The sequence below is a fragment of the Paenirhizobium cremeum genome, assembly GCF_022884085.1.
GTDB lineage: Bacteria > Pseudomonadota > Alphaproteobacteria > Rhizobiales > Rhizobiaceae > Allorhizobium > Allorhizobium cremeum.
Genome location: NZ_JAGGCS010000004.1, coordinates 342,585 through 365,813 on the forward strand (window position 1 = coordinate 342,585; position 23,229 = coordinate 365,813).

Genomic DNA, 23,229 nt, shown 5'->3' on the forward strand with positions numbered 1-23,229 from the left:
TATCAGACGGCAGACCTTATTACCAAGTCTTGCTGAGCTTAAGCGTGAAGGTGCGTCCCTCGCCATAGCCGCAGGTCAGCGTGCCCTGGCAACCCTTGACATATTCCTTGTCGAACAGGTTGGCGACATTGAACGACAGGCCCCAGCCGTCCTTCTCGTAGCGGATGGCGGCATCGGCGAGCAGCGCGTCCGGCACCTTCAGCGTATTGGCGTAATCGGCCCAGGACTCGCCCTGATAGCGCAGGCCGGCACCGACGCTCAGGCCCTCGAGAACGCCTGTCGGCACCGTGTAGTCGAGCCAGGCCGAAGCGGTAACAGCCGGAATGAGGTAGGGGCTGTTGCCGACAAGGGTCGGATCGGCATGTTCTGTCATTTCGAGATCCTGCCAGGTAAAGGCCGCCGTCGCCTTCCAGGCGTCGGCGATCTGCACCTTGGCCTCCAGCTCGATGCCGGTGGAGGTGACTTCACCGATCTGCGACTGCAGGAAGGTGGCCGGATCGGTAACGGTCCAGTTCTGCTTGACCAGATGGAAGACCGATGCCGTGAACAGGCCCTCGAATGCGGTCGGCTCATACTTGAAGCCGCCCTCGACCTGATAGCCCTCTTCCGGCTTGATCGGTGCGGTGGCGCTGGAACCGATCACGGGATTGAAGAAGGTCGAGGCGCTGGCATAGGGCGTGAAGCCGTTGGCGAACTCGTAGGCGAGACCGACACGGCCGCTCGCCGCCTTATCGTCGGATGAGTAGGAATAGCCGACAGTCGCATCCGATTCCGTCTTGACGAAGTCGTAACGGCCGTTGAGCGTGGCGATGAAGCCACCGCCGAACTTGATCTGGTCCTGAGCATAAATGCCGACCTGCTGCTGGGTCAGCACCTGATCGAGATAGACGAAATTGGTGCCCTGCGCCGCGCCATAGACGGGGTCCGTCACGCTGATCGGCGTCGAGCCGCAGCAGGCCTGCTCATGATCGAGACGATAATATTTGTAATCGAGCCCGACGGTCAGGTCGTGATCCAGTCCGCCGGTTGCGAATTCGCCATCGATCCGGTTGTCGACGACGAAGCTGTCGACCTTTGACTTGCCCTCGAAACCAATGCGGTAGAACTGGTAATCCGGGCCAACCGGTTCTTCGAGATAGCCGGTGCCGGTGGAGGAGTCGTAGTAGCCGTAGGTGTAGGGCGCGTTCTCGTACTTGTTGAGATGCGCGTAGCGGGCGTTCTGGGAAAGCGTCCAGCCACTGTCCAGTTCATGCTCGATCTCGTAGCCGATCATGGTCTGCTGGTATTCGCCGTGGTCGATATCCGGCTCGCCGTAAAAGGACTCCGGGTCGATCTTGCCGAAGGGAGCATCGACCACCGTGCCGACGTAAGGATAGAAACCGTTGCCGACATGCACCTGATCGAGCGCGGAATAGAAACCGTAAACGTTGAGCTTGGTGGCCTCGTCCGGCTTCCAGGTGAATTGCGGCATGATCCCGCCGCGGAAATCCTCGGAATAATCGGTATACTGGTCGCCACCGGAGATCTTGCCGGTCAGGCGGTAACTGAAGGCACCGTCCTGAAGAACATCGCCCGCATCGAAGCCGAAAAAGGCGTTGCCGTCGCTATTGATGCCGGTTTCGGTGTAGAGCAGCTTTTCATCCAGCGCGCGCTTGCCCACCATGTTGACGAGACCGCCCGGATTGGCCGCACCATAGAGAACCGAAGCCGGTCCCTTCAACACCTCGACGCGCTCCAGGAAGAACGGGTCCATCTGGAAGCCGCCGAAGCCATAGGAATAGAGGCTGAGACCGTCGAGAAACACGCCTGTCTGTGTCGCATCGAAGCCGCGGATATAGATCCAGTCCGTATCCGGATCGACGCCGAAAGGTTCGGCGAAGACACCGGCGGTATAGCGAAGGGCTTCGTCCACCTTATTGGTCACACCGCGGTCGTCGAGTTCCTCACGACCGACAACAGATACCGACTGCGGGATCTCGGCAATCGGCGTATCCGCCTTGGAACCGGTCGAGGAACGGCTTGCGGCATAGCCGTCGACCGGACCGGTCGCGCTTTCCTTCTTGCCCTGGACCACGATGGTTTCAAGCGTCGTGCCTGCGTCCTGGGCGGCAGCGGCAGCCGGCCAGGCCAGTATCGCCAGCGCAACCCCCGCGCGCCACGCACTGCTCTTCGAGCGATATCCCCTTTGTCTGCGCATGATATACCCCGTTACACCGGCAGGCCCTGCACCCGGCCGGATCGAATAGTGTCGAAAATAAGATGAGTATTTATATCAGGATTATTCTTCCTGCTTGTCCGTTCCTGCGCGCGCTTGACCGTATTTGGTCAAACTTCGCCCGGTGGATCGATGCTCGTTCTCAATCGAGGTTCGCCTTGCGCCACATGGACGGCGATACGCCGACCTGACGACGGAAGACGCGGGCGAAATGGGCGGGATCGGCAAAGCCGGTTTCGGCAGCGACCGCGGTCAGCGACATGTCGTGCCGGCGCAAGAACTCCTTGACGCGCACCATGCGGACCTTCATCTGCCAGCGATGCGGCGGCAGGCCGGTGGACGCCTTGAAGGCATGGCTGAAATGGGATGGCGACAGACCCGTCAGCGCCGCAAGCTCGTCCAGGCGAATGGCGCGCAGGCAGTTCTCCTCGATGAATTCCGTCGCCTTGCGCAACTGCCATGCCGCCAGCTTGGAGCGCCGCCGCTCGACGGCGGCGCCGATCTTCAAGACGTCGATCAGGAGAGCCAACGTCAACCCGTCACCGTAAAGTCCGTGCAAGGGGTCGGGCGCGGCGCATTCTGCGGCGATCAGGTCGGCAAGCGCCAGCAGGCGCGCTTCGTCGCAGAGAAACCGCGGCTCCTCCAGCAGCTGGGGAGAAAGATCTTCGCCGAAACGGCGGGTGAGCCCGTCGACGTCGAAATGCAGGTCGAGATGACGCAGGAAACGGATGCCGCGCATTTCGGTGCGCATCTCCATGCCCGCCGGGATGAAGGAAATGGCGCGGCGCTGGCAGGCCCGAAGAGGAGCCGTTCCGAGCTCCGCCATGGTGAAATCGCCGTCCGCGCCGAACTGCGCGTCGAGCACGGCAAAGAGCCGCGGATCGCGCCCGACATAATAACCGCCGGCCTCAGGCGCGCAGTCGACGCTCCAGAGATCGGCCACCATGCCGTCCCAGTATCGGCGATGAAATCCCTGAAGGACCGAGAAACCGTCGATGCGGTTGTTCATGCGGGGCAGATAACTCATTCCGCTCCTCGTGGGGCAGGCCGGCGGGGCTGGTGGCGTTGTTGGAAAGATATACTTGATTGGAAATATCATATTTAGTAACGCAGTGACAACCGATGTTGCGCAATTGCGAAGGAGCGGAGCATGACGAGACACCAATGGCCCGCACAAGACACGGAACAATTCAGACAGGCGTTCCGTGTCGAAGCCGTCGGGCTGACCCTCGAGGGGCGCGCCATCCTGACCGACGTGACGCTGGACTTTGTCGCGGGAGAGATTACCGCGCTCGTGGGTCATAACGGCTCCGGCAAATCGACGCTCCTGAAGATCATGGCCCGCCAGCAGACCCAGAATTCCGGAACGGTTCATTACGCCGGGCATCCCGCCGCCTCCTTCGATGCGCGCGCCTTTTCCCGCAGCGTCGCCTATCTGCCGCAAGACGTCGGCGCCGGCGCCGGCATGACGGTGCGCGAACTGGTGGCCTGCGGACGCTATCCCTGGCACGGGGCGCTGGGGCGCTTCACCGACCGGGACCGGCAGAAGGTCGAGGAAGCCATCGCGCTTACCCATCTCGACGACTTCGCCGACAGGCTGGTCGAGACGCTCTCCGGCGGCGAGCGACAGCGCGCCTGGATCGCCATGCTGGTGGCCCAGGACAGTGAATGCCTGCTTCTCGACGAACCGACCTCCGCGCTGGATATCGCCCACCAGATGGAGGTGCTTTCGCTCGTTCGCCGGCTTTCGCGCGAGAAGGGGCTGAGCGTCGTGATCGTGCTGCACGACATCAACATGGCCGCCCGCTTCTGTGACCGCATCCATGCCCTGAAACACGGAAAAGTGGTCGCAAGCGGCACGCCGGCCCAACTGCTGCAGCGGGAAGCGCTGGAGAACATCTACGGCATCGCGATGGACGTGATGCCCCATCCGGCCCTCAGCATACCGCTCGCTTATGTTTCGTGAAAACCCAGGCTCGTTGTTTCCGCTCAGACGCCGCACCCTGCTGCGAGCGATGGTCGGCGCCCTGTCGATGCCGGCCGTGCCGGCCCTCGCGAACAACACGCCGAGGATCGCCAGCCTCGATTACGGCCTCGCCTCCACCCTGCTTTCGCTCGGCGTCACGCCGGCCGCGGTCGCCTCACTGGCCGACTGGGACATATGGATGGTCGAACCGGAAATGCCGCCGGGCGTGCTCGACCTCGGCAGCCCCTGGGAAGTCAATTTCGAAGTCCTCGTCGCGTTGAAGCCCGATCTCATCCTGGCCACGCCCTATCTCGACGCACTCATTCCCAAGCTCGAAAAGATCGCGCCGGTCCTGCGGCTGGCGATATACACCCCGGAAGGCGGGGAAATCCTGCCGGCCTCTATCGCGGCGACCCGGAAACTCGCCGAAGCCATCGGTCGGGCGGAAGACGGCGAGCGCTATCTTGCGGCGGCGGAAGCCTTCTTCGCCGATTGCCGCCGAAGGCTCGAGCCGCTGTCGCCGCCCCCGCTGGCGCTCATCAATTTCATGGACGCCCGCCACGCCCGCATCTATGGCGCCCCCGGCCTGTTCAACGACGTGCTGGAAAAGATCGGCGTCGAGAACGCCTGGAAGGAAAGATCGAACTACTGGGGCTTTCAGGCCATCGGCATCGAGGAACTGTCAAGGATTGAAGACCCCCGTGCGCAACTGATCGCCTTCGAGCCCGTTCCCGCAGACGTCATGCCGAAGCTCAGCCAGAGCCCGCTCTGGCAGGCTCTGCCCTTCGCCCGGTCGGGGCATTTTTCGGTGGTTCCCGCCGCCCTGATGTTCGGCATGGTCAACGAAGCCATGCGCCTCGCCTCCCTCATCACCAGCAAGCTGGAATCCGGCTCATGAACAGCAGATCGGCAGGGCTTACTTTCGGGCCGGCGTCCATCACGCTTGCAATGGCGCTGCTGGCGGCAGCTATTGCCTGGTTTCAGGTCGCGCCGGTCCTCGAAGCCGCGCCTGCAGCCGGCTACGACGTCACACGCATGGTGCTCCTCTATTCCGCCCTGCCCCGCATGGCGACGGCGCTTCTGGCGGGCTCGGCGCTCGCGCTTTCGGGTGCGCTTTTCCAGCAGGTGCTGCGCAATCCGCTCGCCTCGCCGACCACGCTCGGCATTTCGGCCGGCGCAAACCTGGCGCTTGCGGTCGCGACGCTCTTTGCGCCCGCCTTGCTCGGCCTTGGCCGCGATCTCGTCGCCCTTGCCGGCAGCGCCATCGCCGCGGCTCTCGTCTTCCTGCTCGGCGCGCGGCGGGGCTTCTCGCCGTTTTCCCTGGTGCTCTCCGGCCTCGTCATCAGCCTATGGTGCGGCGCACTCTCGGCAATCCTGATGCTGCTCAATGAGCGCTATCTCGTCAGCCTGTTCATCTGGGGCGCGGGATCGCTCTCCCAGCAGAGCTGGTCCATACCGCTTTCGCTGGCGCCCAAGCTTGCCGCCGTCGCGATCCTTTCGGCGCTGATTATCCGTCCGCTTTCGCTGCTGGAACTCGGCGAAGCCGGCGCATCCGCGCTTGGCCTGCGCATCACGCAACTACGTTTCGTCGCTGTCGCAGCCGCCGTGACACTTGCGGCCTTCGTTACGAGCGCCGTCGGGGTCATCGGTTTCATCGGCCTTGTCGCTCCGACCATTGCCCGGCTTTCCGGCGCCCGGCGTCCGGTCGAGATTCTGGTCTGGTCGAGCCTTATGGGGGGAGCGCTGCTGTGGTTCGCCGACGGGGCCGTGCAATATCTCGCCGGTGCCATGGCCGATTTCCTGCCGACCGGCGCCGTCACCGCCGTTTTCGGGTCGCCGCTTCTTCTCCTGCTGCTGCCCCGGCTGAAGACCCGTCACCGGGTACTGCAAGGCAGAACGAGGCAAGGCGGCCGGTTGGCCGCAGGCCCGAAGGCGCTCCTCCTGGCTCTTACCACCGTTGCGATCATCGTGCTGGTCGGCCTGTTCCTTGGCCGCGCGCTGGACGGCGGCTGGGCCTTCCTGGATCCGGCAGCGGCCGGGGAAATCCTGATGCTGAGGGCGCCCAAGGTTTTCGCGGCACTCGCCTCCGGCGCGATGTTGGCGGTAGCCGGCGTCATTCTGCAACGGCTCACCGGCAACGAAATGGCAAGCCCCGAGGTATTGGGCATAAGCGCCGGGTCGACCTTCGGCGTGACAGTCGCGGTCTTTACGCTGGCAGCCCCGGATCTGGCGAGCCAGCTCGGTTCCGCCGCCCTTGGCGCCCTGATCGTGCTCGGCATTATCTTTGTCTTCGCCGCCCGCTCGGGGCTTGCGCCGGAACGGGTGCTGCTTGCGGGCATCGCGCTCAGCGCCATGGTCGATGCCGTGGTCGGCATCCTCTCGGCAAGTGGCGATCCGCGCGCCATGTTCCTGATGCGCTGGATGAGCGGCTCGACCTACAATGTCGATGGCGTTACCGCCGTGACCGTTTCCGCAGCAGCGGCGCTGCTGATCGCCCTCGCTCTTTCGACCCGCCGCTGGCTGGATATCCTGCCGCTCGGCCCCCACGCGGCGACAGCACTCGGTCTTCCGCTCACCCGCTCGCGGCTGGCGCTTTTCGGCCTCGCCGGGCTGATGAGCGCGGCCGCAACGCTGAGCGTCGGACCTTTGAGCTTCATCGGGCTGATGGGACCGCATCTGGCCCGCGAAGCGGGGCTTGTCCGGGCATTTCCGCAGATGGCCGGCGCAGCCGCAATCGGCGGCGGACTGATGGTGCTGGCGGACTGGGCGGGACGCACCGTCGTCTTCCCTTACCAGATACCGGCGGGATTGGTTTCGGCGCTGGTCGGCGCACCGTTCCTCATGCTGATGCTGCGAAAGAAGGCTTGACCGCCGTCAGCTGCGGCCTTCCGGCAGGGGACAGACCGCGCCGCAGCCGGCAACGCCCGGCAGGATATAGCGCAGGCAACAGACGCGGCGGCGGCCGAAGGTGGCGCCATCTTCCCCGCACTCCCGGCGTATCATCCCGAAAAGCGGGTTCTTCCAACCGTCGGGCCAGCACGGTTCGTCGAGCAAGACCATCCCCTCAACAGCCAGCGCCGGATCTGTCAGCCGCCCGACCTCGCTGACGATCCAGCTGAGATAGCCGGCCGCATTCGCCCAGATCAGCTTGCGGCTGACGCCGGCGTTTGCGGCAATGGCATGGATGAGCGGCTCGGCATGCAGGCGGAAAAGGCCGTGAAGGGCTTCATGTATGGTAGCCCCCTCCTCCTCGTGGCCCCAGTCGGGAAACACGAAGGCCCGTGGCTCTCCGCTGGCGGCGTCTGCCGCGAGGTTCAGTCGATCAAGGGACAAAGGCAGGACGCGCCGCAGTTCGAGCCAGGCGACGGCAGCGCCGATCATCAGGCTGCTGAAATAATACATCGTCCACATCGAGACCACCGCCCGCCGGTCGGCTTCGCTGTAGCGGAGGGCATAGCGGTCGATCAGCCCTGAGAATATCCGCTCGTCCGCCAATTCCTGGCAGGCAACGAGCTCGGTGCCGGCAGGCGGGCGCGATAGAAACCTGCCGGTGCTGTAGATGTATTTGGCGCCGGTTTTGCGCGCCAGCAGATCGGCAAAATCAACGACGCCGGCCGCGTCCTTCGACGCGACCGGGCCATCGGCGACCGATACCTCTTTGACCGGTTCCGGGCTCACAGCCTCACCAGGTGTACTTCAGCGTACCGACGACCTTGCGGCGGTCGCCGTAGTAGCAGGTGCCGTAGTAGCAGGTCGTCTGGTACTCGCGGTCGAACAGGTTGGTTGCGTTGACGGCAAGATTGAGATTGTCCGTCACCTTGTAGTTCACCGCCGCATCGACCACGGTATAACCATCGACGGATACGGTGTTCTCCGCGTCGCCGAAGGTCTGGCCGACATACCGGACGCCGGCACCAAGCGTCAGATCGCCCCGGAATCCGTCGCCCGGGATCGTGTAGTCGAGCCAGGCGGAAGCGATATGTTCCGGCACGCGATCCGGGCGGTTGCCGGCATTGCCGCTGAGACCGTCCTCCAGGATTTCCGCATCCCAATAGGAATAGGCGAGCGTGAGGTTGAGGCGATCGTTAAGCGCCATCTTGCCTTCGAGTTCGACGCCCCGCACCTGAACCTCGCCGATCTGACGCTGCACGGTCGGGGTCACATAAGTGGGAACGTTGGTCTGTTTGAGATCGAAGAGAGCGAGCGTGAAGAGCGCATCGATGCTTTCCGGCCGGTACTTGAGGCCGACCTCATACTGAGTGCCCTCCTGCGGCTTCAGCGAACCCTCCACCGAATAGCCGTTGGCACCCGGCGTGACGAGCGGCTGGAAGGACTCCGAATAATTGGCGTAGACGGCGAGTTCCGGGTTGATCTTGTAGGTAAGGCCGACCCGCGAGGTAAAGGCCTCTGCGGTATCGTCGTCCTGCAGTCCGGTATCCAGATAGTCGGCTACGGTGTTCACATGATCGTAGCGGCCGCCGAGCGTCAGGATCCAGCGATCGTCGAAGGTCAGCTCTTCCTGTGCGTAGATACCGAGAGCCTTCTGCTTCACGCGCCAGTCGACATACGGTCCGAGGGTGATGCAGCTTCGGCCGCAATAGACGGGATCGTAGATGTCGATACCCGGCACCGTGCCGCTGTCGATATCTTCCCGGGTGTTGTCATAGGTGTAGTCGAGACCGAGCAGCGTCTTGCTGTCGAACGCCTGCCAGCTCGCATCGTACTGAAGCTGATTGTCGATCGTGAAGCGATAGCCGCTGCTATAGACCTGAAACGCTGTGCGATCGTCGGCCGGATCGGTCGTGCCGCCATAGACCTGCTCATAGTCGAGATCGATATGGCTGTAGCGGGCGTTCTGCCGGAAGGTCAGGCCGTTGTCGAACTCGTGTTCGAACTGGTAGCCGACATCGGTCTGCTCCGTATTGAACTTGTTGAATTCCGGCTCACCCAAGAAAGTATCGAGGTCGATGTCGACGCCGTCGATAAAGCCGTAGGAGAGGCTGCTTTCACGCTTCGAATAATCCGTCAGGATGGTGAGCGAAGTGCCTTCCTCGGGCTTGATGGTCAGGGCCGGCGCGATATAGAGCCGGTCGTCGTTGGAATAGTCATAGCTGTTGGCCGCGTCCTGCCACTTGCCGGTGAACCGGTAGCTCCAGACATCGCTGTCGCCGATCGGGCCACCGAAATCGGTGCCGGTCTCGATGTGTTCGTCGCCGAAGGTGGTGTAGACTTCCGCATGAAACTCGTCCTGCGGGCGCTTGGTGATGGCATTGACCAGCCCGCCCGGGCCGTTAAGGCCGAAAAGCGTGGAAGTCGAGCCCTTCAGAACCTCCACCCGTTGCAGGCCATAGGGCTCAAGACGGCTCGCCGTGAACCATGCCGGAATGCGGGCCGGCAGGCCGTCTCGGTAGGTGCCGAGCGCCGTCTGGTCGAAACCACGAATACGAAGATAGTCATAGCGGTCGTCTGAGCCGAACTCGTCGCCGAGAACGCCTGCGGTATAGGAAAGGGCCTGCTGCAGATTATCGACCCCCCGCATCTCCATTTCCTTCTGCGTCACCACGGAGACAGAGGCTGAAGTGTCGAGGATCGGAGTGTCGGTCTTCGTGCCGGTGGCCGATTCGGTCGCCACCACCGTCGCATCGGGACCGACGGCGCTCTCCTTCTTGCCGGTGACGACAATCGGCTTCAGCTCGGTCGATCCGTCCTGAGCGGGCTCCTGGGCAACTGCACTCGCGGCTGCCGCAAGGACGGCCAGAGTTGCGACGCCGGCAAGAAGGGATTGACGTATTCCCTTTGCCGAACGCCGTCCCGAATTCACTCCGACCGCCGGTTGATCGCTCCGCCGCTGCATAGACCTCTCCTGTTCATGTCTGTCCAAAGGTCCGCAGCGACCGATCCCCGTATGCGCCGCGAACGGAGGGACAATATTAAGTGAACAAGAAGAGTCAACTTTAAACTGGACAAAAAGAGAAAGGATTAACTCATCTCTTTTCTGGACCCCAGGATGTCAGGCGCCGGCGACCGTCTCGTCATAGGCGGCAACGGTTTTGATCGCGCGTTCGGCAACGGCCCGGGCATCATATCCGGGCTTGTAGAGACTCGAACCGAGACCGAAACAGGTGACGCCGACCTTCAGATAGGCGGCAAAATCGGTTTCGGAAACGCCGCCGACGGCGCCGATCGCCAGTGTCGACGGCAGGATCGCACGAATCGCACTGATGCCCTGCGCACCCAGCGCGCTCGCGGGGAAGAACTTGAGCGCCGCCGCCCCGGATTTCGCGGCAAGCAGCGCCTCGGTGGCGGTAAAGACGCCCGGCATGGTAACCATGCCGTGGCCGACCGCACGCCTTATGACATCCGGCTCGACATTGGGGGTGACGAGAAGATTGCCTCCGACGTCGGCGAGACGGTCGACATTGGCGACGTCGAGCACAGTTCCGGCGCCGATCAGGCAGGAGGCAGGCGCAAGCCGGCGCGCCTTCTCGATCGAGACAAACGGATCCGGCGAATTCAGCGGCACTTCGATCGCCTCGAATCCGGTTTCGACCAGGGCATCGACAATCGCCTCGATCTCATCCGGTCGGACGCCGCGCAGGATCGCGACGAGGTTGCGCTTCAGCTTCGGCCAGGCGACGGACGAGATGGAGGAAGAGGTCATGGCTTGTCACTCCTTCAGGCGACGGAAACGAGGGCGCGGGCGGCGGCAAACAATCCCTTCCGGACCAGTTCGCCTCCATCGAGCGCCGAGGCGCGAATGCCGGACAGTCCGAGCGCCCTGGTATAAAGGCGGGCGAGAGCGCCCGTACCGATGATGTGCACCTCGCCTTCCGGCATATAGCGCCGGCTCATGGCGGCGACTTCGGCACCGATCAGCAGGCCGGAGAGGCGGGAGACCGCAGCCGTTCCATCGGCCGACCCCAGCAGGCTTTCCGCCCGGATCGAGAAGAGGCGGGTCGTCAAGGAAAAATGCGGGTCGGTCGCCTCGTCAACACCAGCGGCGAAAGCCGCGTGTTCGGCATCGGCACGCGCATCCTCCGGGACAGAAAGCCGAAGGATCGACTGTCGGCTGAGAAGCTGGAAAAGTTCCCCGGTCATGGCGGTGGTGAAGCGTGAAACCGCGCCATCCCTGACATCCGCCCATTTGGAATGGGTGCCGGGCAGGCAAAACAGACCGTTCTGCAACCCGGAAGCGACGGCGCCGGAAAGCTGGGTTTCCTCCCCTCGCATGACATCCTCAGCGCCCGCAATCCTCTGACAGACACCCGGCAGGATGAAAACCCGACGGCCGGAATGCGCGGGTGACACCGCATCGCGATAAAGACCGTCGAGGGGAGCCGGCGTTTCGACATAAGGCGCCTCCAGCCAGCCACTGCGGGCGCCCGCCATACCGGCGACAACGACGGCAAGGCCTGCGGGCGCGGCAAGCGCCTGCAGGTGCCTTTCCAGGACAGGACCGAAACGATCCCGTTCGAGCCTGCCCATACCGTCATCCGACTGACGCTCCGCCAGAACACCGCCTTCGGCATTCACGATCCAGAGGCGGAAATTGCTGGTTCCCCAATCGACGAGGGCGGCAAACGGCGAACCGGTCATGGGCGGCAAGTCATCCTTTTATTGCAGGTCTTCGGGCAGAAGGGCGACCGGAATGTCCTGATAGCAGACCGGACGGAGGAACCGCCGGATCGCCATCGTGCCGACCGAGGTCGCGCCGAAATTGGTGGAAGCCGGGTAGGGACCGCCATGCACCATGGCGTCGGCCACCTCGACTCCCGTCGGGAAGCCGTTTGCCAGAATGCGACCTGCCTTGCGCTCGAGGACCGGCAGCAGGCGACCGGCAATCGGCTCGTCGCCGGCATCGAGATGCAGCGTCGAGGTGAGCTGTCCTTCGAGGCTGCGGGCGAGCGCCACCATCTCGTCGGCATCCTTGGCCGTCACGATGATGCCGAGCGGACCGAAGACCTCCTCGCCGAGTTCATGGTTCGCCAGCCAGTTTTCGGCCGTCGTCTGGAAGAGATACGGCTTGGCGTTGCGCAGATCGCAGGTCGAAGTCAGTACCGAGCGGACATTCTCGACAGCGGCGATGCGGGCGGCACCCTTGCGATAGGCATCGGCAATGCCATCCGTCAGCATGGTCTGCGCACCGACCTGTGCAAGCGCCTGCTCGGCCGTGGCCGTGAAAGTGTCCGCATCGGTCCCTTCCGTCAGCACGACAATGCCGGGATTGGTGCAGAACTGGCCGGCGCCGGTGGTGAGCGAACCAACCCAGCCCTTGGCGATCGCCTCGCCGCGGGCGGCAAGCGCTGCCGGCAGCAGGAACATCGGGTTGACAGAACCGAGCTCGCCGAAGAACGGGATCGGTTCGGGACGGCGCGCGCAGAGATCGAAGAGTGCGCGACCAGCGCCCAGCGAACCGGTGAAGCCGACGGCCTTGATCAGCGGATGCTGGACGAGCGAGGTTCCGACCTCGCGGCTTCCGCCCTGCACGAGCGAGAAGACGCCAGGATGGACGCCGGTGCGCTTGATCGCGGCATCAATCGCCTGGGCGACGATTTCGCCCGTGCCCGGATGCGCTTCATGGCCCTTGACGACAACCGGGCAGCCGGCGGCCAGCGCCGACGCCGTGTCGCCCCCGGCCGTTGAAAAGGCGAGCGGAAAATTCGAGGCTCCGAACACGCCGACCGGCCCGATCGGACGCTGGACGAGCCTCAGATCCGGACGCGGCAGCGGCTTGCGGTCGGGAAGCGCTTCATCGTGGCGGCGATCGAGATAGTCGCCCTTGCGGATATGGGCGGCAAACAGCCGGAGCTGGCCGACGGTGCGGCCACGCTCGCCGATGAGCCGGGCTTCGGGCAGGCCGCTTTCCTGCATGGCGATCTCTGTGATCGCATCGCCACGCGCATCGATTTCCTCTGCGATCGCCTCCAGGAAGGCGGCGCGGGATTCGCGGCTCGAATAGCCATAGGTTTCGAAGGCCTCCTCGGCAGCCTTCGCCGCCTGATCGACCAGCGCGGCCGTGCCGGTGGAAAAGGAGCGGACGGGGCCAGTAGCCGGCGAAGAGTCGAAGGTTTCGTTACCTGCAATCCAGTTGCCTGCGATCAGGTGCTTTCCGGTCAGTGTATAGGCCAAGGGAGGGCCTCCTCGTTATGGTCAATCTTCGAAGGAAGCGACCACCTTCCGTTCGCCGCAGAGGAAGGAATCCGCCACGAGTCTCAACGGTTGGTAGTCGGTATCGCTTTCACGTGCGCGGACAAGTGCGCCGAAGCGCTCGTAGATGCCGGCATATTCCCGGTCGGGACCTGCCGTATGGAGCGCATCCCCGATATAGAGTTCCGAACCGCCCTTTGAAAGACGCAAAGAGCCCTTATCGGTCTCGATCGTGATGTCCCAGGTCTGCGGGCCTTCCTGGCGCCAGTCGAATTCGGCGCCTACGGGAGCGCCATCGAAGGTGCGCATGGCAATCGAGGCTGCAATCGGCTGCTTCCTGTTTTCCGGAAATTCCAGCGCCGCGCGTTCGACAAGGATCGGACCCGGTACGACGGCAGTCAGGATCGACAGCGCGTTGATGCCGGGATCGAAAACGCCGAAACCGCCCGGCTCCCAGATCCAGGCCTGACCGGGATGCCAGCGGCGCACGTCTTCCTTCCAGACGATCGACACGCCCTTGACGATCTTGTCCGAAAGCCAGAGTCGCGCCGGTTCGACACCCAGCGCAAAGCGGGAATGCCAGGTGGCAAAAAGCGTTACGCCCGCCTCGGCGGCAAGCGCCGTCAGCGCTTCGGCTTCGCCGAGCGTAGTGGCGGGAGGCTTTTCCATCAGCACGTCGCGGCCGGCGGCAATCGCCTTTTTCGCCATGTCGAAACGGACTTCCGGCGGCGTGCAGAGCGAAACAGCCGTCACGTCCGGACGGGCGGCGAGAAAGGTTTCGAAGCTCTCGAAATTCTCGACACCATCGACCTTGCCGTGCCGACTGACGGCTGCGGCAAGCTCAAAATCCATGCCCCCGGCGATCGAGGGAATATGCTGGTCGCGGGCAATCTTGCCAACGCCCACGAGCGCCAGCGGAATGCGCTTCGTCATGGGGCTCTCCTCAGTGCGAGTCCTTGCCGACGGCGCTGCCGCGGCAACCCTTCAGGAAGTCGAAGTCAGCGCCGGTATCGGCACCTTCCACGTGATCGTGGAAGAGGCGCGCGTAACCGCCGGTCGGCGCTTCCGTCGCCGGCCGCCAGGCGGCAAGCCTGCGCTGCAGTTCCTCGTCCGGGATATCGAGATGGACGCGCCGGTTGGCGACATCGATCTCGATCATGTCGCCGTTGCGAACCACCGCGAGCGGACCGCCGACAGCGGCTTCCGGCGAGGTATGCAGGAGGACGGTGCCATAGGCCGTGCCGGACATGCGTGCGTCCGAGATACGGACCATGTCCGTAATGCCCTTGCGCAGAACCTTCGGCGGCAGCCCCATGTTGCCGACCTCCGCCATGCCCGGATAGCCACGCGGACCACAGTTCTTCATCACCATGACGCAGGTCTCGTCGATATCGAGCGATTCATCGTTGATCTTCGCCTTGTAGTCGTCGATGTCCTCGAACACGACGGCGCGGCCTCGATGCTGCATCAGGTGCTCGGAAGCAGCCGACGGCTTCAGTACACAGCCCTTCGGCGCCAGATTGCCCTTGAGCACGGCAATGCCGCCATGCTGCGTCAGGGCCCGCTCGACGGGACGGATGACGTCTTCGTTCCAGTTGCGAACGTCCTTCACCTCATCCCAGATCGGACCGCCGGAGACCGTCAGCGCATCCTTGTGAAGCTTGTCCGACTGCCCGAGCATCTTCAGGACGACAGGCAGGCCGCCCGCATAGAAGAATTCTTCCATGAGATACTCGCCCGACGGCATCAGGTTGACGATGGTCGGGATGTCGCGGCCAAGCCGGTCCCAGTCATCAAGCGTCAGGTCGACGCCGATACGACCGGCGATGGCGAGAAGGTGCACGACGGCATTGGTCGAGCCGCCGACCGCGCCATTGGTCCGAATCGCGTTTTCGAAAGCGGCCTTGGTGAGAATGTCGGAAGGCTTGAGGTCGTCCTTCACCATCTGCACGATACGGCGGCCGGAAAGCTGCGCCATCACGCGGCGACGGCTGTCGACGGCCGGAATGGCGGCGTTGCCGGAGAGCGTCATGCCCAGAGATTCCATCATCGACGCCATGGTCGAGGCGGTGCCCATCGTGTTGCAGGTACCGGTCGATCGCGACATCGAGGCCTCTGCCTCCAGGAATTCCTCCTGGGTCATCTCGCCGGCCTTGACCGCCTCGGAGAACTTCCACAGATGCGTGCCGGAACCGACGCGCTCGCCGCGGAAATAGCCGTTCAGCATCGGACCGCCCGAGACCATGATCGCCGGCAGATCGACGCTGGCCGCACCCATCAGCAACGACGGCGTGGTCTTGTCGCAGCCGACGAGAAGCACGACGCCATCGAGAGGCTGGCCGCGGATCGTCTCTTCCACCGCGAGAGCCGCGAGGTTGCGGTACATCATCGCGGTCGGACGATAGGTGTTTTCCGAAGCGGAAAAGACAGGCACTTCGAGCGGGAAACCGCCGGCTTCCCAGACACCCGCCTTGACCTTTTCCGCGAGTTCGCGAAGGTGGCCGTTGCAGGGCGTAAGGTCCGACCACGTGTTGAGGATGCCGATCACCGGGCGCCCGTCGAACAGGTCGTGCGGGTAGCCCTGGTTCTTCAGCCAGCCGCGGTGATAGATATTGTCACGCGAGTTGCCGCCGTACCATTCCTGGGATCTCAGTCTGCGTGGCCAAGCTGCCGGTTTGAAAGCGCTCATGGCTTGTCTCGATTCTGTTTGGTCGAAGGGCGGGCGGCTCATGCCGCCCGATTTTGTCCGCAGGCCGCTCTCAGAGGGCCTTGACCGCCGGCATCTGTTCGGCCGCGGTCTTCAGGGGATTGCTGAGCGCAAGCCCGAACTGGGTCGCGCTGACTTCGAATACATCGCCGTCCTGTGTCTTGATGCCGTCTGCGAAGGAAAGCGTCGCCGTGCCAAACATGTGCACGTGAAGATCGCCCGGCTGACGGAAGAGGTCGTACTTGAAATGGTGATATTCGAGGTTGGCGATGGTGTGGGACATGTTGCCCTCGCCCGAAAGGAAAGGCTTTTCCCAGATCACCTTGCCGTCGCGCAGGATGCGCGAGGCGCCGGTTACGTGTTCCGGCAGTTCACCCACCAGAAGTTCAGGACCGAAGGAGGCCGGCCGCAGTTTGGAATGGGCAAGATAGAGGTAGTTAATCTTTTCCGTGACGTGGTCGGAGAACTCGTTCGCCAGCGAAAAACCGATGCGGAACGCCGTGCCGTCCTCGCCGATCAGGTAGAAGCCGGCAATCTCCGGCTCCTCACCGCCATCGAGAGCGAAGGACGGCGACACCAGGGCCTCGCCCGGCGCGATCGCGTTGACACCGGTTCCCTTGTAGAACCACTCCGGCTGCACCCCCTGCTCACCCGGCTTCGGCTTGCCGCCCTCGATGCCCATGCGGAACATCTTCATCGAGTCGCTCATGCCGGTGGTGTCGGCATGCATGCTGTCACGGGCAGAGGCCGAACCCGTGTGGGTCAGGCCCGTTCCGGTGAGGAACATATGGGCCGGATCCGGATGACGGACAGGACAATCGAGCCTGCCGCCGGCTGCGAGCGCGGCGAGGTCGACGGCGTCGCCGGCACCCCGGCGCTCGATGGCGGCCGCGAGTGAAATCCCGGCCTCGACTGCGCTCTTCGCCAACTCGTAGGTGGAAGCGAAGCCCGGAACGAGGCGCGCAGAGTCTCCCTGGCGGCAGATGATACCGCCACCCTTCAATTGCGACAGATACATAGCCTTTACCTCAGACTGCCTTGTTCTTGTTGTAGACGTCGAAGAAGACGGCGGCGAGCAACACCAGACCCTTGATGAGCTGCTGATAGTCGATGCCGATACCCATGATCGACATGCCGTTGTTCATGACACCCATGATAAAGGCGCCGATAACGGCACCCGTGATCTTGCCCACGCCGCCCGAAGCCGACGCACCGCCGATGAAACACGCCGCGATGACGTCGAGCTCAAAGCCCACGCCGGCCTTCGGCGTCGCCGAGTTCAGACGCGCGGCGATAATCATACCCGCGAGCGCGGCCAGCACGCCCATGTTGACAAAGGCATAGAAGGTCAGCCGCTCGGTATTGATGCCTGAAAGCTTGGCCGCCTTCTCGTTGCCACCCATTGCATAAATCCGCCGGCCGATGGTCGAGCGAGTGGTAACGAACGAGTAGAGCGCGATGAGCACACCCATGACCACAAGCACGTTCGGCAGGCCGCGATATGTCGCAAGCTGAAAACCGAGGAAAATCGCGACCACGCTGATGATCAGCATCTGGGCGGCGAAGAAAGCGAAAGGTTCGTTCGGAGTGCCGTGACGTTCATTGATCTGGCGTTCGCGCATGCCGGAATAGATGGCGAGCGCAACCAGGATGAGAACGGCGATGAGCGCGACATAGTTCTTGATATCGCTGGTGGCCGGATCGGTGAACGACAGGAAATCAGGAATGAAGCCGGTCGACAGGAGCTGGAATTCCTTCGGGAACGGCCCGATCGGACGTCCTTCGAGTACGACATAGGTCAGGCCGCGAAAAACCAGCATGCCCGCCAGCGTCACGATGAAGGACGGGATTTTCTGGTAGGCCACCCAGTAGCCCTGCGCGGCGCCCATGGCGGCGCCGAGGACGAGGCAGAGTGGCACCACCAGGGCAAAATGCCAGCCCCATTTCACCAGCATGATCGCCGATATGCCGCCGATGAATGCGACGATCGAGCCGACCGACAGATCGATATGCCCGGCCACGATGATCAGCAGCATGCCGAGCGCCATGATGACGATGAACGAGTTCTGCAGCACCAGATTGGTGATGTTGACCGGGCGGAACAGCACCCCAGCGGTCATGTACTGGAAGAACAGCATGATGACCACGAGGGCCAGAAGCAGACCGTATTCGCGAATGTTCTTCCTGAGGTAATCGCTGACGGAAACTTTCGGGGTTTCGGTTCTTGTGTCGATTGCCATTAGTGTTTCTCCCCCGAGCGCATGATGGCACGCATGATGGATTCCTGATTCGCCTCTTCCTTCGAAAGCTCGGCAACGATCCGGCCTTCGTTCATCACGTAGATGCGGTCACAGGTTCCCAGAAGCTCCGGCATCTCCGAGGAGATCATCAGAATGCCTTTGCCCTCTGCGGCTAGCTGGTTGATGATTGTGTAGATTTCGTATTTCGCACCGATGTCGATACCGCGTGTCGGCTCGTCGAGGATAAGCACCTCGGGATTGGTGAAGAGCCACTTGGACAGCACGACCTTCTGCTGGTTGCCGCCCGACAGGTTGACGGTTTCCTGATAGATCGAGTGCGAGCGTATGCGCAGCTTGGTGCGGTAGTCGGAGGCGATCGCGGCTTCCTTGCGGTCGTCGATCACACCATTTGCGGAGACCGCCCGCAGGTTGGCCAGCGTGGTGTTTTCCTTGATGTTGCTGTTCAGCACGAGGCCGAGGTGCTTTCGGTCCTCGGTGACGTAGGCAAGGCCCGCATCGATTGCCCGCGGGATCGTACTGACATCCACCGCCTTGCCGTTCATGAACACGTCGCCGGTAATCTTGTGACCCCAGGAGCGGCCGAACAGGCTCATCGCGGTCTCGGTACGGCCCGCGCCCATCAGGCCGGCAATGCCGACGACCTCGCCGGCCCGCACGGTGAAATTGACGTCGTGCAGGAATTTCCGGTCGCGGTGGTTCTGGTGGTAGACGTTCCAGTTCTTCACCTCGAGCAGCGTCTCGCCGATCTTCGGCTCGCGCAGCGGATAGCGATCCTCCATGGCGCGACCGACCATGCCCTTGATGATCCGGTCCTCGCTGATATCGCCGGTGTGACAGTCGAGCGTTTCGACTGTCCCGCCATCGCGCAGGATGGTGATCTGGTCGGCGACCTTGCGGATTTCGTTGAGCTTGTGGGAGATGATGATCGACGTCATGCCCTGCTTGCGGAATTCCATCAGCAGGTTGAGCAGTGCATCGGAATCGGTCTCGTTGAGCGAAGCGGTCGGCTCGTCGAGAATGAGCAGGCGCACCTTCTTGGAAAGCGCCTTGGCGATTTCGACCAGTTGCTGCTTGCCGACGCCGATATCGGTAATCAGGGTCGTCGGCGAATCCTTCAGCCCGACCTTGGCAAGCAGATCCTGGGTGCGGGAGAAGGTCTCTGCCCAGTGAATGACGCCACGGGTGGCCACTTCGTTTCCGAGAAAGATGTTTTCGGCGATCGACAGGAGCGGCACCAGCGCCAGTTCCTGATGGATGATGATGATGCCGAGTTCCTCGCTGTCGGAAATCGTGGAGAAATGACGGACCTCGCCGTCGAAATGAATTTCACCCTCGTAGGTCCCGGCGGGGTAAACGCCGGAAAGCACCTTCATCAGGGTGGACTTGCCGGCGCCGTTTTCGCCGACCAGAGCGTGGATCTCGCCTTCGCGAACCTTGAGGTTGACGTTATCCAGGGCCTTCACGCCCGGAAACGTCTTGGTGATGCCACGCATCTCGAGAATGATGTTATCCATGTACAGAATTCCAGCGCAGGCACGGCGACCAAGGTCAGCCGAAGGCGCGAGCTCCCTCAATGCGATGGGAATGGGGTCCGCGACATCTCGCGGACCCGCGTCGATCCGGAGGGATCAGTTGTCGATCTGCTCGGCGGTGTAGTAACCGGAGGAGACCATGACGTCCTTGATGTTGGTCTTGTCGACGGCAACCGGCTTCAGCAGGTAGGACGGAACGACCTTTACACCGTTGTTATAGGTCTTGGTGTCGTTCACTTCCGGTTCCTTGCCCTGCAGGATCGAATCGACCATCGAGACGGCGACCTTGGCGAGTTCGCGGGTATCCTTGAACACGGTCGAATACTGTTCGCCGGCGAGAATCGACTTGACCGACGGCAGTTCGGCGTCCTGACCGGTGACGACCGGCATGACGAGATCGCCGGAACCATAGCCGACGCCCTTAAGGGCCGACAGGATGCCGATAGACAGGCCGTCATAGGGAGACAGGACACCGTTGACCTTGGCATCGGTATAGGTCGAGGACAGGAGGTTTTCCATGCGGGCCTGGGCGACAGTACCGTCCCAACGCAGCGTGCCGACCTGTTCCATGCCCATCTGGCCGGACTTGACGACGATATCGCCGCTGTCGATCAGCGGCTGCAGGACCGACATTGCGCCATCATAGAAGAAGAAGGCGTTGTTATCATCCGGCGAACCGCCGAACAGTTCGACGTTCCACGGCTTGGTGTCGGCGAACTTTTCCTTCAGGCCGTTGACGAGGCTGGTGGCCTGCAGGACGCCGACCTGGAAGTTGTCGAAAGTTGCGTAGTAGTCGACATTGCCGCTGTCGCGGATAAGGCGGTCATAGGCGATGACCTTCACGCCCGCATCGGCTGCCTTCTGAAGGATATCCGACAGCGTCGTGCCGTCGATAGCACCGATCACGAGAACCTTGGCACCCTTGGTGACCATGTTTTCGATCTGGGCGAGCTGATTGGGGATATCGTCATCGGCAAATTGCAGGTCCGGCGTGTAGCCGGCGTCCTTGAACAGCTTTTCCATGGTCTCGCCGTCCGAGATCCAGCGCGTCGAGGTCTTCGTCGGCATCGAGATACCGACGACGCCCTTCGTTTCTGCGAGAGCCGCAGACGCGAACATAGCCACGCCGATAGCGACAGACGCAATAAGAGTGCTGATTTTCTTCATGGATTCCTCCCTTGGCTGATCCATCCGGCCCCAGCTCCTTCTGGCAACCGTCATTGCAAGAACCGGTGCGCGCGCAGGCGGCCCCCGATCTGGGGTGAGTCTTAACGGCTCGGACATACCGATCAAATGAATTATTTGACTTTCTTCATACCATATTCGATATGTTCATCATGTCCGATATCATTGCCAGCCGCCTTCTGCCCAAGCACTTCAATCTCATCCGGGCCATCGTCGACCTCGGGCAGCTGAGCCTGGCCGCCAACGCCCTTGCGCTCACCCAGCCGGCGGCGTCGCGCATGCTGTCCGAGATAGAGCATATTATCGGCAGTCCCGTCTTCACGCGTACGCCGAAAGGCATGGAACCCACGGCGATCGGCCGGGCGCTGGCGCGACGCGCCCAGAACCTGCTGATGGAAATCCGAGAAGCGGCCCGGGAGGTCGAGGCGATCAGGCGCGGGCTCTCCGGCGCGGTGCGCATCGGTGCGGTGACAGGCGGCGCGGTCGGCTATGTCGTTCCAGCGATTGACATGCTGAAAGCCGAAACCGATGCGGCCGACATTCATGTCGATGTGGCGCCGAGCGGTCCGCTTATCGCGGATCTCATGTCCGGTCATCTGGATTTCGTCCTGGGGCGCATTCCCGCCGGCATCGACGCCCGTCAGTTCACCATCCAGGCCTCTCTCTCCGAAGAGGTCGATCTTCTGGTGCATCAGCGCCATCCGCTGGCAAATGCCGAGCACCTGACCTTCGCCGACCTCGTGCATTTTCCCTGGGCCATGCAGGCGCCCGGGGCCCCGGTGCGCCAGGCCGTCGAGGAAGCCTTCGTGGAGCAGGGCGCGCCCATTCCCTACAACATCGTCAACACCACGTCCCTGCTGGTGATGATCGCAATGCTTGCCTCCTCGAACGCGATCGCGCCGATGTCGCGGGAGGTCTCCGACCTGCTCTGTCGCCAGACCACCGGCGCGGGTCTTTGTCAGCTCGACATCAAGGCGCCGATCAGCGTCGCGCCCTATCACCTCATCAGCATGACAGGCAAACGTATGTCGCCGGTGGCGGGAAGGCTGCGCGATCTTCTGCTGGCCGAATTCGAGAACCGAAATCGCACGCGAAACTGATTGCGCCGGAAACGCGATCCGAACCATCGGGCGGAAGGGTTGCAATTTCACGGAGGTCAGGCAAACTGTCACTTATCCGTCACGATGGAGACGTCGAGGAGTCTTGATGACCGATGAGCCGGATTTGCAGGGACAGCCGCCGCACACGCAGGATGGCAGGCCCGCTTCCATCGTTGATCTGCAGGAATATCGCCAGAGCCGGGATCCGCTGCCAGTCACCTTTCATCGCCGGGAACTCGATGCGATCCTATGGATCTACGGACGCATGGTCGGCGAAGGCGAATGGCGCGACTATGCGATAGACCACTTGAAGGAAAAGGCGGTCTTCTCGGTCTTCAAGCGATCGGGCGAGTATCCTCTCTACCGGATCGAGAAGAATCCGAAACTGGCGTCGAAACAGGGCGCCTTTTCGGTGGTGGGCGCCGATGGCCGCATCCTGAAACGCGGGCATGAGCTTAAACAGGTACTGAAAGTGTTCGACAAGGCGCTGAAGCTGGTGGAATAGGCCTTCAGCCGGCAAAGAGCGTTCCCGGATAGCTCTCCGGATCGGGCTCGCTGGCATTGCCGTCGCCGAGCGCGATCTGCATGAAGACGGTATCCAGCCATTGCCCGAGCTTGAATCCGGTCCCGGTCAGCGTGCCGACCATGCGAAAACCGCAGGCCTGGTGAACGGCGATAGAGGCGGGGCTGGCGCCGCCGATCACGGCGACCATCTGCCGGAAGCCAAGTGCCTCGCACCGCGCAACGAGCTCCGCAAGCAGAAGTCTGCCGATCCCTTTGCCCCGCGCAGCAGGTGCCAGATAGATCGAATCCTCGACCAGCCAGCGATAGGCAGGCCGGGTGCGGAAGGCCGAAGCATAGGCATAGCCCAGCACGTCTCCGCTCTCGTCGACGGCGGCGATATAGGGATATCCCTGGCTGGTGACAGACTGGAAACGCTTCTTCATCTCCGCCTCGTCCGGCGCCACGATCTCGTAGCTCGCCGTGCCGGTGAGAACCGCGTCCGCATAAATGGAGGCGATGACGGAAAGATCCGCCAGCGAGGCGTCGCGAATGGTCACTGTCATGAAAAAACCCGGCCGGATTGAAAGCACGGCGTTTCTTGTTTCACACCCC

At 62.6% G+C, this 23,229-nt stretch carries 19 protein-coding genes; 5 read left to right on the plus strand and 14 right to left on the minus strand.

What is annotated here, in order from left to right; genetic code table 11:
• Positions 1-19 precede the first annotated feature (19 nt).
• Both J5N58_RS10205 and J5N58_RS10210 read right to left on the minus strand, forming a co-directional pair.
• Positions 20-2,197 carry a TonB-dependent siderophore receptor gene (locus J5N58_RS10205; protein WP_244710672.1) on the minus strand — a complete coding sequence of 726 codons (2,178 nt, stop codon included), beginning with the start codon at positions 2,195-2,197 and terminating at the stop codon, positions 20-22.
• A 160-nt stretch (positions 2,198-2,357) separates the two neighbouring features.
• The gene (locus J5N58_RS10210; protein WP_112830608.1) at positions 2,358-3,242 is read right to left on the minus strand and encodes a helix-turn-helix domain-containing protein; all 885 of its coding nucleotides are present in this window, start codon (positions 3,240-3,242) and stop codon (positions 2,358-2,360) included.
• Positions 3,243-3,365: 123 nt separating this feature from the next.
• Here J5N58_RS10210 and J5N58_RS10215 point away from each other — a divergent pair, with 123 nt between their 5' ends.
• From J5N58_RS10215 to fhuB, 3 genes are read left to right on the plus strand one after another with little or no spacing between them, the layout of a single operon-like run.
• Complete coding sequence (locus J5N58_RS10215) at positions 3,366-4,181, plus strand: ATP-binding cassette domain-containing protein (protein ID WP_112830609.1); 816 nt, start codon at positions 3,366-3,368, stop codon at positions 4,179-4,181.
• Positions 4,171-5,079 (plus strand): ABC transporter substrate-binding protein, encoded by a 909-nt coding sequence (locus J5N58_RS10220; protein WP_113443162.1) that lies wholly within the window; start codon positions 4,171-4,173, stop codon positions 5,077-5,079. Before J5N58_RS10215 ends, J5N58_RS10220 begins: the two co-directional genes overlap by 11 nt.
• Complete coding sequence (gene fhuB / locus J5N58_RS10225; protein WP_244710674.1) at positions 5,076-7,049, plus strand: Fe(3+)-hydroxamate ABC transporter permease FhuB; 1,974 nt, start codon at positions 5,076-5,078, stop codon at positions 7,047-7,049. The genes J5N58_RS10220 and fhuB overlap by 4 nt, the downstream gene beginning before the upstream one ends.
• A 6-nt stretch (positions 7,050-7,055) precedes the next feature.
• Here fhuB and fhuF read toward each other — a convergent pair whose 3' ends face one another.
• The 11 genes from fhuF to chvE form a co-directional block, all read right to left on the minus strand.
• Positions 7,056-7,859 (minus strand): siderophore-iron reductase FhuF, encoded by an 804-nt coding sequence (gene fhuF, locus J5N58_RS10230; RefSeq protein ID WP_113443163.1) that lies wholly within the window; start codon positions 7,857-7,859, stop codon positions 7,056-7,058.
• 4 nt (positions 7,860-7,863) lie between these two features.
• Positions 7,864-10,035 (minus strand): TonB-dependent siderophore receptor, encoded by a 2,172-nt coding sequence (locus J5N58_RS10235; protein ID WP_113425438.1) that lies wholly within the window; start codon positions 10,033-10,035, stop codon positions 7,864-7,866.
• Positions 10,036-10,191: 156 nt separating this feature from the next.
• The gene (locus J5N58_RS10240; protein ID WP_113443164.1) at positions 10,192-10,842 is read right to left on the minus strand and encodes a 2-dehydro-3-deoxy-6-phosphogalactonate aldolase; all 651 of its coding nucleotides are present in this window, start codon (positions 10,840-10,842) and stop codon (positions 10,192-10,194) included.
• A gap of 14 nt (positions 10,843-10,856) precedes the next feature.
• A complete protein-coding gene (locus J5N58_RS10245) occupies positions 10,857-11,777 on the minus strand; it encodes a 2-dehydro-3-deoxygalactonokinase (RefSeq protein ID WP_244710676.1) in 921 nt (306 codons plus the stop codon).
• Positions 11,778-11,795: 18 nt separating this feature from the next.
• A complete protein-coding gene (locus J5N58_RS10250) occupies positions 11,796-13,310 on the minus strand; it encodes an aldehyde dehydrogenase (NADP(+)) (protein WP_244710679.1) in 1,515 nt (504 codons plus the stop codon).
• 21 nt (positions 13,311-13,331) lie between these two features.
• Positions 13,332-14,261, minus strand: a complete 930-nt coding sequence (locus tag J5N58_RS10255; protein ID WP_113425435.1) for a Gfo/Idh/MocA family protein — start codon at positions 14,259-14,261, stop codon at positions 13,332-13,334.
• Between the two features lie 10 nt (positions 14,262-14,271).
• Positions 14,272-16,017: an L-arabinonate dehydratase gene (gene araD / locus J5N58_RS10260; RefSeq protein ID WP_244710681.1), complete on the minus strand. Its 1,746-nt coding sequence runs from the start codon at positions 16,015-16,017 to the stop codon at positions 14,272-14,274.
• Between the two features lie 70 nt (positions 16,018-16,087).
• Positions 16,088-17,053 carry an AraD1 family protein gene (gene araD1 / locus J5N58_RS10265; RefSeq protein WP_113338065.1) on the minus strand — a complete coding sequence of 322 codons (966 nt, stop codon included), beginning with the start codon at positions 17,051-17,053 and terminating at the stop codon, positions 16,088-16,090.
• Between the two features lie 10 nt (positions 17,054-17,063).
• A complete protein-coding gene (mmsB, locus tag J5N58_RS10270) occupies positions 17,064-18,275 on the minus strand; it encodes a multiple monosaccharide ABC transporter permease (RefSeq protein ID WP_244710683.1) in 1,212 nt (403 codons plus the stop codon).
• Positions 18,275-19,810: a multiple monosaccharide ABC transporter ATP-binding protein gene (gene mmsA / locus J5N58_RS10275; protein ID WP_244710685.1), complete on the minus strand. Its 1,536-nt coding sequence runs from the start codon at positions 19,808-19,810 to the stop codon at positions 18,275-18,277. Before mmsA ends, mmsB begins: the two co-directional genes overlap by 1 nt.
• Positions 19,811-19,924: 114 nt before the next feature.
• Positions 19,925-20,995 carry a multiple monosaccharide ABC transporter substrate-binding protein gene (gene chvE, locus J5N58_RS10280; RefSeq protein WP_112830621.1) on the minus strand — a complete coding sequence of 357 codons (1,071 nt, stop codon included), beginning with the start codon at positions 20,993-20,995 and terminating at the stop codon, positions 19,925-19,927.
• Positions 20,996-21,165: 170 nt separating this feature from the next.
• Here chvE and J5N58_RS10285 point away from each other — a divergent pair, with 170 nt between their 5' ends.
• Together J5N58_RS10285 and J5N58_RS10290 are read left to right on the plus strand one after the other, a co-directional pair.
• Positions 21,166-22,113 (plus strand): LysR family transcriptional regulator, encoded by a 948-nt coding sequence (locus J5N58_RS10285; protein WP_112830729.1) that lies wholly within the window; start codon positions 21,166-21,168, stop codon positions 22,111-22,113.
• A gap of 106 nt (positions 22,114-22,219) precedes the next feature.
• Positions 22,220-22,618 (plus strand): DUF2794 domain-containing protein, encoded by a 399-nt coding sequence (locus J5N58_RS10290; RefSeq protein ID WP_112830622.1) that lies wholly within the window; start codon positions 22,220-22,222, stop codon positions 22,616-22,618.
• A 4-nt stretch (positions 22,619-22,622) separates the two neighbouring features.
• Here J5N58_RS10290 and J5N58_RS10295 read toward each other — a convergent pair whose 3' ends face one another.
• Positions 22,623-23,180: a GNAT family N-acetyltransferase gene (locus tag J5N58_RS10295; protein ID WP_244710687.1), complete on the minus strand. Its 558-nt coding sequence runs from the start codon at positions 23,178-23,180 to the stop codon at positions 22,623-22,625.
• Positions 23,181-23,229: the final 49 nt, after the last annotated feature.